Raw genomic sequence first — 16,601 nt, forward strand, 5'->3', positions numbered from 1 at the left:
AAGTTACGAGTGTCGTCCGGGTATGATAGCACAACCTACTTGTAGCTTGTAGCATGCAGCTCGTAACTAAAAATATATGATGAGTAATTACTATAGTTCAAATCCAACCTTTTACGTTGGTATCGACTGCATCATCTTCGGTTTCAACGAAGGAGAACTGAGCCTGTTATTGCTGAAACGAAATTTTCAGCCGGCAATGGGTGAATGGTCTCTGATGGGTGGATTCGTGCAACAAGGTGAAAGTGTGGATAATGCTGCCAAACGTGTACTGGCGGAACTCACCGGTTTGGAAAATGTATATATGGAGCAAGTAGGGTCGTTCGGCGAAGTGGAACGTGATCCGGGAGAACGGGTTATCTCTGTTGCTTACTATGCATTGATCAACATCAACGAGTACGACCGCGAACTGGTGCACCAGCATAATGCCTACTGGGTAAACATCAATGAATTACCGCCTTTGATCTTCGACCATCCGCAAATGGTGAAACAAGCACGGGAATTGATGCAACAGAAAGCATCCACAGAGCCCATCGGCTTCAACCTGTTACCGAAGTTATTCACGCTGTCTCAACTGCAAAGCCTCTACGAAGCTATTTACGGTGAACAGATAGACAAGCGTAACTTCCGTAAACGGATAGCCGAAATGGACTACATTGAAAAAACAGATAAGATTGATAAAACAGGTTCCAAACGCGGAGCTGCCTTATACAAATTCAATGAGAAGGCATACCGCAAGGCACCGAATTTTAAATTATAAATTATGCTGGAAGAACTGAAAGAAAAGGTATTCCATGCCAACCTTGAACTGGTGAAGCATGGACTGGTTATCTTCACCTGGGGAAATGTATCGGCTATCGACCGTGAAACGGGGCTGGTAGTCATCAAACCCAGTGGTGTAAGTTATGACGATATGAAGGCGGAAGACATGGTGGTGGTTGACCTCGATGGCAAGGTAGTGGAAGGGCGATTGAAACCGTCTTCAGACACTCCGACCCACGTGGTACTCTACAAGGCTTTCCCTGAAATCGGCGGTGTGGTACACACCCACTCTACTTACGCTACTGCCTGGGCGCAAGCCGGATGTGACATTCCGAATATCGGAACGACACACGCAGATTACTTCCACGATGCCATACCTTGCACGGCAGATATGACAAAGGAAGAAGTGGAAGGAGCGTATGAAATGGAAACCGGAAATGTAATCGTGAAGCGCTTTGAAGGGCTAAACCCTGTACACACACCGGGAGTACTGGTAAAGAATCACGGTCCCTTCTCTTGGGGAAAAGATGCGCACGATGCTGTACACAACGCAGTGGTAATGGAACAAGTGGCTAAGATGGCAAGCATTGCTTATGCCGTCAATCCGAAACTGACCATGAATCCGCTGTTGGTAGAAAAGCATTTCAACCGCAAGCATGGGCCTAACGCTTACTATGGACAGTAAACAATCGACAATTAAAAATTAACAACTAAAAATTAAAGAATTATGAACGCATTTGATCAATATGAAGTATGGTTCGTAACCGGAGCACAGCTCCTGTACGGAGGTGACGCAGTTATCGCAGTAGACGCACACAGTAATGAAATGGTAGCCGGATTGAACGCCAGCGGCAAATTGCCGGTAAAGGTGGTTTATAAAGGTACGGTAAACTCTTCTAAAGAAGTAACTGAAGCTTTCAAAGCTGCTAACAATGATGAGAAATGTATCGGTGTTATCACCTGGATGCACACTTTCTCTCCTGCCAAGATGTGGATTCACGGTTTGCAGGAACTGAAGAAGCCGTTGCTGCACTTCCATACTCAGTTCAACAAAGAAATTCCTTGGGATACCATGGATATGGACTTCATGAACTTGAACCAGTCAGCTCACGGTGACCGTGAATTCGGCCACATTGTAACCCGTATGCGTAAAAACCGTAAGGTAGTGGTAGGCCATTGGCAAGATGAAAAAGCACAAGGCCAGATTGCAACATGGATGCGTGTTTGCGCCGGATGGGCTGACGCTCAGGATATGCTGATTATCCGCTTCGGTGACCAGATGAACAACGTTGCTGTTACTGATGGTGACAAGGTATCCGCTGAACAAGTTTTGGGTTACCACGTAGACTACTGTCCGGTAAACGATCTGATGAAGTACTACAATGCAGTGGAAGACAAAGATGTACAGGCAATGGTAGATACTTACTTCAAAGAATACGACCATGCTCCTGAACTGGAAAAGACCGGAACTGAAGCTTATACCAAAGTTTGGAACTCTGCAAAAGCAGAAATCGCTCTCCGTCGTATCCTGAAAGACACAGGTGCAAAAGCATTTACTACCAACTTCAACGACCTTGGTGACTTTGATCAGATTCCGGGATTGGCTTCTCAACGTCTGATGGAAGAAGGGTATGGTTTCGGTGCGGAAGGTGACTGGAAAACTGCCGCTTTGTATCGTACCACTTGGTTTATGAGCCAAGGTATGCCGAAAGGCTGCTCCTTCCTGGAAGATTACACACTGCACTTCGACGGTGAAAAGAGCGCTATCCTCCAGGCACACATGCTGGAAGTTTGTCCGCTGATTGCTGAAGCAAAACCGAAACTGGAAGTACACCGTCTTGCCATTGGTATCGATAGCGAAACTGCACGTCTTGTATTCACCAGCAAACAAGGTGAAGGCGTAGCCGCTACTATCGTTGACCTGGGTAACCGTTTCCGCCTCATCGTGAATAAAGTAGAATGTATCAAGAGCAAACCGCTGCCCAAACTTCCTGTTGCCAGCGCATTGTGGATTCCGATGCCGAACCTCGAAGTAGGTGCTGCTGCATGGATTCTGGCAGGCGGTACTCACCACACCAGTTTCTCTTATGATCTGACCGTAGAATATTGGGAAGATTATGCAGAAATGGCAGGTATCGAAATGGTAGTTATCGATGAAAATACAACTATCAGCGAGTTCAAGAAAGAACTGCGCATGAATGAAGTATATTACATGTTGAACAAAGCGCTTTGTTAATTATGAAACCAGACGCAAAATCAACCATCGAAGCAGGCAAGGCCATTCTTGGCATAGAATTCGGTTCCACTCGAATCAAGGCTGTTTTGATTGACCAGGAAAACAAGCCCATCGCTCAAGGAAGTCACACCTGGGAGAACCAGTTGGTTGACGGACTTTGGACATATAGCGTTGAGGCCATCTGGTATGGACTGCAAGATTGTTACGCCGACCTTCGCTCAAACGTGAAGAGCCTGTATGACATAGAGATAGAAGCTTTGGCGGCAATCGGTGTCAGCGCCATGATGCATGGTTATATGGCATTCAATGATAAAGAAGAGATTCTCGTGCCCTTCCGTACTTGGAGAAACACCAATACAGGTCAGGCTGCGGCTGCTTTATCAGAGCTGTTCGTTTATAATATTCCTCTGCGTTGGAGCATTTCTCATTTGTATCAGGCCATTCTGGACAACGAAGAACACGTGAAAGATATCAATTATCTGACAACGCTCGCAGGTTTTATCCATTGGCAGATAACAGGTCAAAAAGTATTGGGCATCGGCGATGCATCGGGTATGCTCCCTATAGACCCGGTTACCAAAAACTACTCCGCTGAAATGGTGACCAAGTTCGACGAGTTAATCGCTCCGAAGGGATATGACTGGAAATTGCTGGATATTCTTCCCAAGGCATTGCCGGCTGGTGAAAATGCAGGTTTCCTGACACCGGAAGGCGCTAAGATGCTCGACGTATCCGGCCATTTGAAAGCTGGAATACCGGTTTGCCCGCCCGAAGGAGATGCAGGTACCGGTATGGTTGCAACCAATGCCGTTAAGCAGCGTACAGGAAACGTATCGGCAGGTACATCTTCATTCTCCATGATTGTATTGGAGAAAGATCTGTCAAAGCCCTACGAAATGATCGATATGGTTACTACTCCCGATGGAAGTCCCGTAGCCATGGTACATTGCAACAACTGTACATCTGACCTCAACGCATGGATCAACCTGTTCAAAGAATACCAGGAACTGCTGGGTATACCTGTAGATATGAACGAAGTATATGGAAAACTCTACAACCATGCCCTGACAGGCAATGCGGATTGTGGAGGTCTCATTTCATTCAATTACATCTCAGGCGAACCTGTAACAGGATTTGCAGATGGAAGACCGATGTTTGTACGTTCGGCCAATGACAAGTTCAGCCTTGCGAACTTCATGAGAACGCACTTGTATGCTTCTGTCGGTGTCCTCAAGATTGGTAATGACATTCTTTTCAAAGAAGAAAAGGTGAAAGTTGACAGAATCACAGGACACGGAGGCTTGTTCAAGACTAAGAATGTGGGTCAGAGAGTACTTGCAGCAGCATTAAACTCACCGATTTCCGTAATGGAAACTGCCGGTGAAGGTGGTGCCTGGGGTATTGCGTTGCTGGCTTCATTCCTTGTGAACAACCAGAAGAAGCAACCTCTCGACGCTTTCCTGGACGAGCAAGTGTTTGGCGGAGACGCGGGTGTTGAGATAGCGCCTACAGCGGAAGATGTGGCAGGCTTCAACGCATACATCGAAAACTACAAGGCAGCACTGCCCATCGAAGAAGCGGCGGTAAGATTCAAAAAGTAATTCCTGCTTCAAGGAATAAACGAATGTAATAATAGAGGGAGAAGCTCCGGCTGCCACGTGGGTGCTGTTGGCACCGAAGCAACTCCCCATACATTCGTTCTACAAGCTCGGACAATGCATTGAATCAGGCAAAACACCGTTGCCCGCTCAGGCAAGGCATCGTTGCCCGTCCTAACGAAGCATCGTCGTCAGCTCTGACGAAACACCTTCGTCAGTAAGCAAATAATCCCTATACCTCAAATATAATATAATATGAAATCGATCCTTATTACTTACCTGTTCCTTTTTTGTTTTCTCCTGACCGGGAAAGCTCAAACCCAACAAGAAGTTTCCTATTTCCCTTTGCAAGACGTCAAGCTGTTGGAAAGCCCCTTCCTGCAAGCCCAGCAGACCGACCTGCACTACATCATGGCCATGGAGCCCGACCGCCTAACCGCCCCTTTCCTGCGCGAAGCCGGACTGACGCCCAAAGCGCCAAGTTATACCAACTGGGAAAACACCGGACTGGACGGACACATCGGCGGACATTACATTTCTGCACTCTCCATGATGTATGCCGCTACCGGAGACACAGCCATATACAATAGGCTGAACTATATGCTGAACGAACTACATCGTGCACAGCAAGCCGTAGGCACCGGATTCATCGGAGGCACTCCCGGAAGCCTGCAACTTTGGAAAGAAATTAAAGCCGGGAATATTCGTGCCGGAGGTTTCGACCTCAATGGCAAATGGGTACCCCTATACAATATACACAAGACTTATGCCGGACTGCGCGACGCTTACCTCTACGCCGGAAGCGACCTTGCCCGCCAGATGTTAGTGGCCCTCACCGACTGGATGATAGACATCACCGCCGGACTCACCGACCAGCAAATGCAAGACATGCTCCGCAGCGAACACGGAGGACTGAACGAAACTTTCGCTGATGTTGCCGAAATCACAGGTGACAAGAAATACCTGGAACTGGCACGCCGCTTCTCCCATAAAGTGATTCTGGACCCTCTTGTGAAGGATGAAGATCGCCTGACAGGCATGCATGCCAATACACAGATACCAAAGGTTATCGGCTACAAGCGTATCGCCGACCTCGCACAAAATGATAAAGACTGGAATCATGCTTCCGAATGGGATCACGCCGCCCGCTTCTTCTGGAACACCGTGGTAAACCATCGTTCCGTCTGCATCGGCGGCAACAGTGTACGTGAACACTTTCATCCGGCAGACAACTTCACATCCATGCTCAATGATGTGCAAGGTCCGGAGACCTGCAATACCTACAACATGCTTCGCCTGACGAAGATGCTTTACCAGACTTCTCCCGACATTCGTTTTGCCGATTATTACGAACGTGCCTTATATAACCATATTCTTGCCTCGCAACAGCCTACAAAGGGCGGATTTGTTTACTTCACCCCTATGCGTCCGGGACACTACCGCGTTTATTCGCAGCCGGAAACATCCATGTGGTGTTGCGTCGGTTCCGGTTTGGAGAATCACACCAAATACGGAGAGTTTATTTACGCCCATGCAAAAGATACGCTGTATGTAAACCTCTTCATCCCCTCCCGTCTGACCTGGCAAGAGAAAAAGGTAACCCTGGTACAGGAAACCCGCTTCCCCGACGAAGAGCAAATCCGCTTCCGCGTGGAAAAGAGCAAGAAGAAAGCATTCAGCCTCAAACTCCGTTATCCCTCCTGGGCTAAAGGAGCCAGCGTATCCGTCAATGGTAAAGTACAGGAAACGAACGCCCAACCGGGAGAGTACCTGACCATCCACCGCAAATGGAAAGCCGGAGATGAAATCACCCTGAATATGCCCATGCAGGTTGCCTTGGAGCAAATACCGGATCGGGAAAATTTCTATGCATTCATGTATGGCCCTATCGTACTTGCCAGCCCCACAGGGACAGAGAATATGGACGGGCTTTATGCAGATGACAGCCGTGGCGGACACATTGCCCATGGCAAACAGATTTCCTTGCAAGAAATACCGATGCTGATAGGTTCCGCCACGTCTCTGCCTCAATCACTCCGCAGGATAAACGACGACCTGGTTGCATTTACCTATACCGGTAGTGTCTATCCGGCACAGAAAGAAGCGTTGAAATTGATTCCCTTCTTCCGCCTTCACGATTCCCGTTATGCTGTTTATTTCCATCAGGTAACCGAAGCTGAAGTAGAAAGTATCCGCAAAGAAGTGGCATTGAGCGAGCGTAAAGCAATGGAACTTGCCAACCAGACTGTAGATCTCATTTTCCCTGGTGAACAACAGCCTGAATCGGATCATGGCATTCTATATGAACAGGCAGAAACAGGAATCAATAAAGACCGTCACTTCCGGCGTGCCAAAGGTTGGTTCAGCTATAACCTCAAAGTAAAAGAAGAAGCCACCCAGCTTATGATCACTGTACGGAAAGAGGATTATACCAAGGTAGCCATCCTTCTTAACAATGAAAAACTGACCGTTAGTCCTACGATCAGCAAACCTGATAAAGAGGGTTTTATAACGATCTGTTATTCTTTACCCCAAAAGTTAAGTGCAGGCAGCTATCCGATACGCTTCAGCCCCGACGGAACAGAGTGGACACCTGCCATTTATGAGGTTCGCTTACTCAAATAATAACATTACAAACATCATATAACTAATAACCATTATGAGAAACAAATTATTATTCAGCAGCGTTCTTTTAGCTGCATCCGTATCGCTGTCCGCACAAAAGAGTGCAACGATCACGCTTCATGCCGACCAAGGCACACAAGTTATTCCCAAAGAAATCTACGGCCAGTTTGCCGAACATCTCGGTACTTGCATCTATGGTGGACTTTGGGTAGGAGAAAATTCGGATATCCCCAATATCAAAGGTTATCGTACCGATGTATTCAATGCACTGAAAGAACTTCAGGTTCCCGTACTTCGTTGGCCGGGTGGCTGTTTTGCCGATGAATATCACTGGATGGACGGTATCGGTCCGAAAGAGAATCGCCCCAAAATGGTAAACAATAACTGGGGAGGTACAATTGAAGACAACAGTTTCGGTACACATGAGTTCCTCAACCTCTGCGAAATGCTGGGTACTGAACCTTATATCAGCGGAAACGTAGGTAGTGGTACTGTAGAAGAACTGGCAAAATGGGTAGAATACATGACTTCCGAAGGAGATTCTCCGATGGCAAGACTCCGCCGCCAGAACGGTCGTGACAAAGCATGGAAAGTGAAATACCTCGGTGTAGGTAACGAAAGTTGGGGCTGCGGCGGAAGCATGCGTCCTGAATATTATGCTGATTTGTATCGCCGTTACTCCACCTACTGCCGCAACTACGACGGCAACCATCTGTTTAAGATAGCCAGTGGTGCCAGCGATTACGATTATAACTGGACTAAAGTCCTGATGGACCGTGTAGGCGGACGTATGAACGGACTCTCTCTCCATTATTACACCGTAACCGGCTGGAGCGGAAGTAAAGGAGCAGCCACTAAGTTCGACAAAGACGATTATTACTGGACAATGGGCAAGTGTCGTGAGATAGAAGACGTTATCAAAAAGCACTGCGCCATCATGGACGAATATGATCCTAAAAAGAACGTAGCCCTTATGCTCGACGAATGGGGTACCTGGTGGGACGAAGAACCCGGCACCATTCCCGGACACCTTTACCAGCAAAATACATTGCGTGACGCTTTCGTCGCATCTCTTAGCTTCGATATCTTCCACAAATACACCGACCGTCTGAAAATGGCTAATATTGCCCAGATAGTAAATGTATTGCAATCCATGATCCTGACAAAAGGCAAAGACATGGTGCTGACTCCCACTTATTATGTATTCAAGATGTACAATGTACACCAAGATGCCACTTACCTCCCACTCGATCTGAACTGCGAGATCATGGATGTGCGCGACAATCGTAAAGTACCTATGGTAAGTGCTACAGCTTCTAAAGACAAGGACGGCAAAATTCACATCTCAATGTCTAATATCGATGCCGACAATGCACAGGAAGTTACTATCAACCTGCCGGATGTGAAGGCTAAGAAAGCCGTTGGTGAAATCCTAACTTCTGCCAACCTGACGGATTACAACTCTTTTGAGAACCCCAATAATATAAAATTAGCTCCGTTCAAAGAGGTAAAAATCAATAAAGGCGTATTGAAGATAAAACTACCAGCCAAGTCTATTGTTACTATAGAGTTACAGTAAATCAGTCGAAAAGGCTTATTGTATTTTAAACAAGAAGCAGGTAGAAGTGCCGCAAAAAAAGAGGTTCTTTCTATGTTGCGAATTACGCATAAAGAGTTATCTTTGTCGCTGTTAAAATTAACATGTGACACTTCAACCAGCTTTATTATAGTATTCAAATCAAATAAATATCAATATGAACGACAACAAACTTATGAACCGTGCAGCGGATAATATCCGTATCCTCGCTGCTTCTATGGTTGAGAAAGCTAATTCCGGTCACCCGGGCGGTGCCATGGGCGGTGCCGATTTTGTGAACGTACTCTTCTCTGAGTTTCTGGTGTATGATCCCGAAAATCCTGCATGGGAAGGTCGTGACCGCTTTTTCCTGGACCCGGGTCACATGTCACCGATGCTCTACTCTCAGTTGGCATTGACAGGCAAATTTACACTGGATGAATTGAAGGAGTTTCGCCAATGGGACAGTCCTACCCCGGGACACCCTGAACGCGACATCATGCGTGGTATTGAAAACACTTCCGGCCCGCTCGGCCAAGGTCATACTTTCGCAGTGGGTGCAGCTATCGCAGCTAAATTCATGAAAGCCCGTTTCGAAGAAGTGATGCAACAAACCATCTACGCTTATATTTCGGACGGTGGTGTACAGGAAGAAATTTCTCAGGGTGCAGGCCGTATCGCAGGTGCACTGGGGCTGGATAACCTCATCATGTTCTATGATGCCAATGACATCCAGCTTTCTACTGAAACCAAAGACGTAACCATCGAAGATACTGCCAAGAAATACGAAGCTTGGGGCTGGAAGGTGATCAAGATCAACGGTAATGATCCCGATGCTATCCGTGGCGCTTTGAACGAAGCGAAAGCAGAAAACGAACGTCCAACCCTGATTATCGGTCATACCGTAATGGGTAAGGGTGCACGCAAGGCAGATGGCAGCAGCTACGAAGCCAACTGTGCGACTCACGGTGCTCCTCTGGGTGGTGACGCTTATGTAAATACTATCAAGAACCTGGGTGGTGATCCGACGAATCCATTCATAATCTTCCCCGAAGTGAAGGAACTGTACGCAAAACGTGCCGCCGAACTGAAGGAAATTATGGCTAAGAAATATGCAGCTAAATCAGAATGGGCAAAGGCTAATCCTGAAAAGGCTGCCAAACTCGACCTGTTCTTCTCTGGTAAAGCTCCTGAAGTAAACTGGGCAGCTATCGAGCAAAAAGCAGGTGCTGCCACACGTGCTGCATCAGCTACCGTACTGGGCGCTCTTGCTACTCAGGTAGAAAACATGATCGTTGCTTCCGCCGACCTTTCAAACTCTGATAAGACAGACGGCTTCCTGAAAAAGACGCATGCTTTCAAGAAAGGTGATTTCAGCGGTGCATTCTTCCAGGCTGGTGTTGCCGAACTGACTATGGCTTGCTGCTGTATCGGTATGGCGCTGCATGGCGGTGTAATCCCAGCTTGCGGAACATTCTTCGTATTCTCTGACTATATGAAACCTGCCGTACGTATGGCTGCACTGATGGAAGTTCCCGTGAAGTTCATTTGGACACACGATGCATTCCGTGTAGGCGAAGATGGTCCTACTCATGAACCGGTAGAACAGGAAGCTCAGATCCGTCTGATGGAAAAACTGAAAAACCACAAAGGACACAACTCTATGTTGGTTCTCCGTCCGGCAGATGCAGAAGAAACAACAATTGCATGGAAACTGGCTATGGAGAATACTACTACTCCGACCGGTTTGATCTTCTCTCGTCAGGATATCGCTATGCTGCCCGCTGGAAATGACTACTCTCAGGCTGCTAAGGGTGCTTACATCGTAGCTGGTTCTGATGAGAACCCGGATGTAATATTGGTAGCCTCGGGTTCAGAAGTATCTACGCTGGTGGCAGGAACCGAATTGTTGCGCAAAGACGGCGTGAAAGTACGTATCGTATCTGCTCCTTCCGAAGGTTTGTTCCGTAGCCAGGCTCCGGGATATCAGGAAGGTGTTATCCCAGCTGATGCCAAAGTCTTCGGTCTGACAGCCGGTCTGCCTGTAAACCTGCAAGGTTTGGTAGGTGCTCACGGCAAAATTTGGGGATTGGAATCTTTCGGTTTCTCAGCTCCTTACAAAGTACTGGATCAGAAGTTAGGTTTTACTGCTGAGAATGTTTATAAGCAAGTAAAAGCAATGTTATAAAAAGCCCTGGTGCATACCGGGCGAATAATTATTCGCCCCTACAGGTTGTAACAGGCTTGTAGGGGCGAAATATTTTTCATCTGGTATCCTTATAGAGCCTGTAAATCAATCATACTACAACAGAAAATGAAAACAATTGGAATTTGTTCCGACCACGCCGGATTTGAATTAAAACAATACGTCAAGGGGTGGTTGGAAACTAAAGGATGGGAATACAAAGACTTCGGAACCTATACAACGGAGAGCTGCGACTATGCAGATTTTGCTCATCCCTTGGCATTGGCCGTTGAAGCCGGAGAGTGTTACCCAGGTATTGCTATCTGCGGAAGTGGTGAAGGTATCAGCATGACACTGAACAAACATCAGGGCATTCGTGCCGCACTTTGCTGGACAGCGGAAATTGCCCATCTGGCACGTCAGCATAATGATGCCAACGTACTCGTCATGCCGGGACGCTTCATCAGCACCGAAGAAGCTGATATGATTATGAGAGAATTCTTCAGCACACAGTTTGAGGGTGGACGTCATCAGAAACGTATTGAAAAGATACCGGTGAGATAATCATCTCAACTTGAAATTACACTTGCAGGTGCGGGAACTGGTACTTGCAGTAGTGTAAGGCAACGCTTGCGGATGTATAAGGCAACACTTGCAGTAGTGAAGGCTTACACACCCGCAAGTGTTTTTTAGTTTAGTTTATACACCTTCTTCAGAGCAAAGAAGTATAAACACATCAATTTTTACACCTTTTATGCCAAAAACTCTTCCCTATAATAGAGTCGCTTTCCGTACTTTTGCCCACATATCTAATAACCATTAAAAGTAAAACTGGAAACGCATGAAAAAAGTACTCGGAATTATTTCCCTGCTTCTCTCGGCCACATTGGCAACCGCCAACTCGATAGATTTCGATAAGGCTTTCAAAGAGAGTGCAAAGATTGAAAAGCAAATCAAGAAAACATCTTTCCCAAAACAGACGTATCTCATTACGGACTTTGGCGCCACCCCCGACACTCCGGATGCTCCCTGTCATGAGGCAATCAACCAAGCTATCGTTACATGTTGCCTGAATGGTGGTGGTACGGTTGTAGTTCCCAAAGGTACATTCTACACAGGTCCCATCACACTGAAAAGCAACGTCAACTTTCATGTAGAAGAAGGAGCCGTATTGAAATTTTCAACCGATCCGAGTCTCTACTTTCCCGGAGTTATCACCCGTTGGGAAGGAATAGACTGCTATAATGCCCGCCCGTTGATTTATGCATACGGTGAAACAAATATCGCCATCACCGGTAAAGGGACTATCGACGGACAAGGCTCCAACGAAACCTGGTGGCCTATGTGTGGCGCTCCCCGTTATGGCTGGAAAGAAGGTATGGTGGCACAGCGCAACGGAGGACGTGAACGCCTGCTGATGTACGGTGAAACCTCCACTCCTATTTATAAACGTGTAATGACACCTGAAGACGGATTACGTCCGCAACTTATCAACCTGTACTCATGTAATACAGTGCTGATAGAAGATGTAACTTTATTGAATTCTCCTTTCTGGGTTATTCATCCGCTATTCTGCGAAAGCCTTACCGTACGCGGCGTATACGTTTATAATCGCGGTCCCAATGGCGATGGCTGCGACCCTGAATCCTGCAAAAATGTATTGATAGAGAACTGTACCTTCGATACCGGAGATGACTGTATTGCTATCAAGTCCGGACGTAACCAGGACGGACGCAAATGGGGTGTTCCCAGCGAGAACATCATTGTACGCGGTTGCTACATGAAGAAAGGACATGGAGGCGTAGTCATCGGTAGCGAAATCTCCGGCGGATACCGTAACCTGTATGTAGAAAACTGTAAGATGGATAGCCCGGACCTCGACCGTGTTATCCGCATCAAGACCAGCACCTGCCGCGGCGGACTGATTGAAAATGTGTTCGTGCGTAATGTCACTGTAGGGCAATGTCGCGAAGCCGTGCTGCGCATCAACCTGCAATACGAAAACCGCGAGAACTGCAACCGCGGTTTTACTCCTACTGTCCGCAACGTTCACCTAAAGAATGTAACCTGCGAAAAGAGCAAACTTGGTGTCCTTATTATCGGTCTCGACGACGATGATCATGTGTACAATATCAGCGTTGAAGACTCCCACTTTAATAATGTTGCCAAAGATGGAAATGACATAAAAGGAGCTAAAGACGTTACGTTCAAAAATCTCTATATAAATGGAAAACTTGTAAAGTAGCGGAACCACATTTTATATCATATACGCCCGAAGTCGTGACATTCTGACAGAATTTCATTCAACTTCGGGCTTTTTATTTCCCCATTTTTCTTATTTTTCACAGAATACTTGTTCGTTGTCTCTAAATAAAAACTATCTTTGTATTCCAATAATCCGGAACTCAATACGATATGGAGCAACTGAAAACTATCAAAGAGCTTATCAATCAAGGAGATGTAGCAGAAGCTATCCGGCAGCTCGATGAATATCTGATCACCGACTCTACCGACCGGGACGAAGCTTTCTATCTCCTGGGAAATGCCTACCGTAAACAAGGTAACTGGCAACTGGCTTTGAACAACTACCAGTATGCTATCGACCTCAATCCCGACAGCCCTGCCCGTGAAGCCTATCGTATGGCAATGGATATCCTGAATTTCTTCAATAAGGATATGTATAATCAATAACATATAAAAGTAACGTAAATTATGGCAAAGATTAAAGGAGCAATCGTAGTGGACACCGAACGGTGCAAAGGCTGCAATCTATGCGTGGTAGCCTGTCCTCTGCATGTAATAGCCCTCACCAAAGAGGTGAACGTAAAAGGGTATAACTATGCCCACCAAATATTGGAAGATACCTGCAACGGCTGTGCGTCGTGCGCCCAGGTTTGCCCGGACGGATGTATCTCTGTTTTTAAAGTAAAAGTTGAATAAATCTGTAAATCAGTAGAATATGGCAGAAGAAGTTGTATTAATGAAAGGAAACGAAGCCATCGCCCACGCCGCTATCCGTTGCGGTGCTGATGGATACTTCGGTTATCCTATTACTCCGCAATCGGAAGTATTGGAAACTCTTGCCGAACTGAAACCCTGGGAAACTACCGGCATGGTAGTGCTGCAGGCAGAAAGTGAAGTGGCAGCTATTAATATGGTGTACGGCGGTGCCGGAAGTGGAAAGATGGTATTAACCTCATCGTCCAGCCCCGGTGTCAGCCTGAAACAGGAAGGTATCTCCTACCTGGCAGGTGCCGAATTACCCTGTTTGATTATAAACGTAATGCGTGGCGGTCCCGGATTGGGAACCATCCAACCCAGCCAGGCAGACTACTTCCAGACTGTTAAGGGTGGAGGTCACGGTGACTACCGTCTGATTACTTTGGCTCCCGCTTCCGTACAGGAAATGGCTGATTTCGTCGGACTGGCCTTTGATCTTGCCTTCAAATATCGTAACCCGGCTATTATCCTTGCCGATGGTGTTATCGGCCAGATGATGGAAAAGGTTGTATTGCCTCCGCAAAAGCCCCGCCGCACAGATGCAGAAGTTATCGAGCAATGCCCGTGGGCTACTACCGGCAGAGTAAACGGACGCAAGCCCAATATCATTACTTCTTTAGAATTGAAACCGGAAGAGATGGAAAAGAACAACATCCGCTTCCAGGCTAAATACAAACTGATTGAAGAAAACGAAGTACGTTTCGAAGAAATCAATTGTGAAGATGCCGCTTACCTGATTATCGCCTTCGGTTCAATGGCCCGTATCGGACAAAAAGCAATGGAACTTGCACGCGAAGAAGGTATCAAAGTCGGCATACTGCGCCCCATTACCCTTTGGCCCTTCCCCACAAAAGCCATTACAGCCTATGCCGAAAAAGTGAAAGGCATGCTGGTTACCGAATTGAATGCGGGACAGATGGTTGAAGATGTACGCCTCGCTGTGAATGGTAAAATAAAAGTAGAACACTTCGGACGTCTCGGCGGTATCGTACCCGATCCGGAAGAGATTGTAAGTGCACTGAAAGAAAAATTAATCGAGAAATGAACCCTGATAAGATAAGAAGCGTATTGAATATACTCTTTATGATACTTGCCTTGGCAGCTATCATCGTATATTTTGTTGCAAAGGATGACTTCAAACTGTTCATCTACGTTTGTGGCGCGGCAATATTCGTTAAGCTGATGGAGTTTTTTATACGGTTCACCAACAGATAAGGAGAAGTGATTATGACAAAAGAAGATATTATCAAGCCTGAGAATCTGGTTTATAAGAAACCTACTCTGATGAACGATAATCCCATGCACTACTGTCCGGGATGTAGCCACGGTGTGGTACACAAGCTGATAGCTGAAGTAATCGAAGAAATGGGCATGGAAGACAAAGCAGTAGGTATTTCCCCCGTGGGATGTGCCGTGTTTATCTATAACTATCTGGATATTGACTGGCAGGAAGCTGCACACGGACGTGCACCCGCTCTTGCCACTGCAATCAAGCGCCTGTGGCCGGACAGGCTGGTATTCACTTATCAGGGAGACGGTGACTTGGCATGTATCGGTACGGCAGAAACAATCCATGCACTGAACCGCGGTGAGAACATTACTATCATCTTCATCAACAACGCCATTTATGGTATGACGGGTGGACAGATGGCTCCTACTACCCTGGTCGGCATGAAGACTTCTACCAGTCCTTACGGACGTGATGTTCATTTGCACGGTTATCCGCTGAAGATGGCAGATATCGCCGCACAACTGGAAGGAACCGCATACGTTACCCGCCAGAGTGTACAAACAGTCGGTGCTATCCGCAAAGCAAAGAAAGCCATCCGGAAAGCATTCGAGAACTCCATGGCAGGCAAAGGCTCCAACCTGGTAGAAATCGTTTCTACTTGTAACTCCGGTTGGAAACAGACACCTGCGCAATCTAACAAATGGATGGAAGAGCACATGTTCCCGTTCTATCCGCTGGGTGACTTGAAAGACAAATAATCACATGCTAAAAGACTAAGAACAATGAAAGAAGAAATCATTATAGCAGGCTTCGGTGGACAAGGAGTATTGTCTATGGGAAAGATTTTGGCATACTCGGGACTGATGGAAGATAAGGAAGTGAGCTGGATGCCCGCTTACGGACCGGAACAACGTGGCGGTACAGCCAACGTTACGGTGATCGTAAGCGATGAGAAAATCTCCTCTCCTATCCTAAGCAAGTACGATGCCGCCATCATTCTGAACCAGCCTTCACTGGAAAAATTCGAAAGTAAGGTAAAGACAGGCGGTATCCTGATTTACGACGGATATGGTATCATCAACCCGCCGACACGTAAGGATATCAAAGTATATCGTATTGACGCAATGGATGCAGCCAATGAAATGAATAATGCCAAAGCATTCAACATGATTGTGCTGGGTGGATTACTGAAACTGAAACCGATGGTTACGCTGGATAGCGTACTCAAAGGCTTGAAGAAGACATTGCCCGAACGTCATCATCACTTGATACCGATGAATGAGGAAGCGATTAAAAAAGGAATGGAATTGATTAAAGAGGTATAATTCCATTGACTCTCACGATAAATCAATAAGCCCTTGCAATAGTTTCTTTTTGCAAGGGCTTATTTT

General features: G+C 46.6%; 14 protein-coding genes. All 14 read left to right on the plus strand.

Going from position 1 to position 16,601, the window contains the following annotated elements; all coding sequences use genetic code 11:
- Positions 1–79 precede the first annotated feature (79 nt).
- The 14 genes from VYM24_RS21990 to VYM24_RS22055 all read left to right on the plus strand — a co-directional run bounded on the left by VYM24_RS21990 (position 80) and on the right by VYM24_RS22055 (position 16,535).
- Positions 80–757 (plus strand): NUDIX hydrolase, encoded by a 678-nt coding sequence (locus VYM24_RS21990; protein WP_291549017.1) that lies wholly within the window; start codon positions 80–82, stop codon positions 755–757.
- Positions 758–760: 3 nt separating this feature from the next.
- Complete coding sequence (locus VYM24_RS21995) at positions 761–1,444, plus strand: L-ribulose-5-phosphate 4-epimerase (protein WP_007663863.1); 684 nt, start codon at positions 761–763, stop codon at positions 1,442–1,444.
- Between the two features lie 42 nt (positions 1,445–1,486).
- Positions 1,487–2,995, plus strand: a complete 1,509-nt coding sequence (gene araA, locus VYM24_RS22000; protein WP_007663865.1) for an L-arabinose isomerase — start codon at positions 1,487–1,489, stop codon at positions 2,993–2,995.
- Between the two features lie 2 nt (positions 2,996–2,997).
- Positions 2,998–4,596: a xylulokinase gene (locus VYM24_RS22005; RefSeq protein WP_330940951.1), complete on the plus strand. Its 1,599-nt coding sequence runs from the start codon at positions 2,998–3,000 to the stop codon at positions 4,594–4,596.
- A 252-nt stretch (positions 4,597–4,848) separates the two neighbouring features.
- Positions 4,849–7,218 carry a beta-L-arabinofuranosidase gene (locus tag VYM24_RS22010; protein WP_330940952.1) on the plus strand — a complete coding sequence of 790 codons (2,370 nt, stop codon included), beginning with the start codon at positions 4,849–4,851 and terminating at the stop codon, positions 7,216–7,218.
- A 34-nt stretch (positions 7,219–7,252) separates the two neighbouring features.
- A complete protein-coding gene (locus VYM24_RS22015) occupies positions 7,253–8,797 on the plus strand; it encodes an alpha-N-arabinofuranosidase (RefSeq protein WP_217714301.1) in 1,545 nt (514 codons plus the stop codon).
- 175 nt (positions 8,798–8,972) lie between these two features.
- Positions 8,973–10,982 carry a transketolase family protein gene (locus tag VYM24_RS22020; protein ID WP_330940953.1) on the plus strand — a complete coding sequence of 670 codons (2,010 nt, stop codon included), beginning with the start codon at positions 8,973–8,975 and terminating at the stop codon, positions 10,980–10,982.
- Positions 10,983–11,108: 126 nt separating this feature from the next.
- Positions 11,109–11,543 carry a ribose 5-phosphate isomerase B gene (gene rpiB / locus VYM24_RS22025; protein WP_007663877.1) on the plus strand — a complete coding sequence of 145 codons (435 nt, stop codon included), beginning with the start codon at positions 11,109–11,111 and terminating at the stop codon, positions 11,541–11,543.
- Positions 11,544–11,820: 277 nt separating this feature from the next.
- Positions 11,821–13,224, plus strand: a complete 1,404-nt coding sequence (locus VYM24_RS22030; RefSeq protein WP_291548932.1) for a glycoside hydrolase family 28 protein — start codon at positions 11,821–11,823, stop codon at positions 13,222–13,224.
- 170 nt (positions 13,225–13,394) lie between these two features.
- A complete protein-coding gene (locus tag VYM24_RS22035; protein ID WP_007214998.1) occupies positions 13,395–13,670 on the plus strand; it encodes a tetratricopeptide repeat protein in 276 nt (91 codons plus the stop codon).
- Between the two features lie 21 nt (positions 13,671–13,691).
- On the plus strand, positions 13,692–13,919 hold the full coding sequence (locus tag VYM24_RS22040) for a ferredoxin family protein (protein WP_007217729.1): 228 nt from the start codon (positions 13,692–13,694) through the stop codon (positions 13,917–13,919).
- Between the two features lie 19 nt (positions 13,920–13,938).
- On the plus strand, positions 13,939–15,024 hold the full coding sequence (locus VYM24_RS22045; RefSeq protein ID WP_330940954.1) for a 3-methyl-2-oxobutanoate dehydrogenase subunit VorB: 1,086 nt from the start codon (positions 13,939–13,941) through the stop codon (positions 15,022–15,024).
- A 182-nt stretch (positions 15,025–15,206) separates the two neighbouring features.
- Positions 15,207–15,968 (plus strand): thiamine pyrophosphate-dependent enzyme, encoded by a 762-nt coding sequence (locus VYM24_RS22050; RefSeq protein ID WP_044264126.1) that lies wholly within the window; start codon positions 15,207–15,209, stop codon positions 15,966–15,968.
- 24 nt (positions 15,969–15,992) lie between these two features.
- On the plus strand, positions 15,993–16,535 hold the full coding sequence (locus VYM24_RS22055) for a 2-oxoacid:ferredoxin oxidoreductase subunit gamma family protein (protein ID WP_291548927.1): 543 nt from the start codon (positions 15,993–15,995) through the stop codon (positions 16,533–16,535).
- The last annotated feature ends 66 nt before the right edge of the window (positions 16,536–16,601 follow it).

Origin of the sequence: Bacteroides sp. MSB163, from assembly GCF_036416795.1 — a bacterium.
GTDB classification, from domain to species: domain Bacteria; phylum Bacteroidota; class Bacteroidia; order Bacteroidales; family Bacteroidaceae; genus Bacteroides; species Bacteroides maternus.

Coding starts and splice junctions, on each gene's coding strand:
- VYM24_RS21990 (WP_291549017.1), top strand. CDS start 80: ATGAGTAATTACTATAGTTCAAATCCAACCTTTTACGTTGGTATCGAC.
- VYM24_RS21995 (WP_007663863.1), top strand. CDS start 761: ATGCTGGAAGAACTGAAAGAAAAGGTATTCCATGCCAACCTTGAACTG.
- araA (WP_007663865.1), top strand. CDS start 1,487: ATGAACGCATTTGATCAATATGAAGTATGGTTCGTAACCGGAGCACAG.
- VYM24_RS22005 (WP_330940951.1), top strand. CDS start 2,998: ATGAAACCAGACGCAAAATCAACCATCGAAGCAGGCAAGGCCATTCTT.
- VYM24_RS22010 (WP_330940952.1), top strand. CDS start 4,849: ATGAAATCGATCCTTATTACTTACCTGTTCCTTTTTTGTTTTCTCCTG.
- VYM24_RS22015 (WP_217714301.1), top strand. CDS start 7,253: ATGAGAAACAAATTATTATTCAGCAGCGTTCTTTTAGCTGCATCCGTA.
- VYM24_RS22020 (WP_330940953.1), top strand. CDS start 8,973: ATGAACGACAACAAACTTATGAACCGTGCAGCGGATAATATCCGTATC.
- rpiB (WP_007663877.1), top strand. CDS start 11,109: ATGAAAACAATTGGAATTTGTTCCGACCACGCCGGATTTGAATTAAAA.
- VYM24_RS22030 (WP_291548932.1), top strand. CDS start 11,821: ATGAAAAAAGTACTCGGAATTATTTCCCTGCTTCTCTCGGCCACATTG.
- VYM24_RS22035 (WP_007214998.1), top strand. CDS start 13,395: ATGGAGCAACTGAAAACTATCAAAGAGCTTATCAATCAAGGAGATGTA.
- VYM24_RS22040 (WP_007217729.1), top strand. CDS start 13,692: ATGGCAAAGATTAAAGGAGCAATCGTAGTGGACACCGAACGGTGCAAA.
- VYM24_RS22045 (WP_330940954.1), top strand. CDS start 13,939: ATGGCAGAAGAAGTTGTATTAATGAAAGGAAACGAAGCCATCGCCCAC.
- VYM24_RS22050 (WP_044264126.1), top strand. CDS start 15,207: ATGACAAAAGAAGATATTATCAAGCCTGAGAATCTGGTTTATAAGAAA.
- VYM24_RS22055 (WP_291548927.1), top strand. CDS start 15,993: ATGAAAGAAGAAATCATTATAGCAGGCTTCGGTGGACAAGGAGTATTG.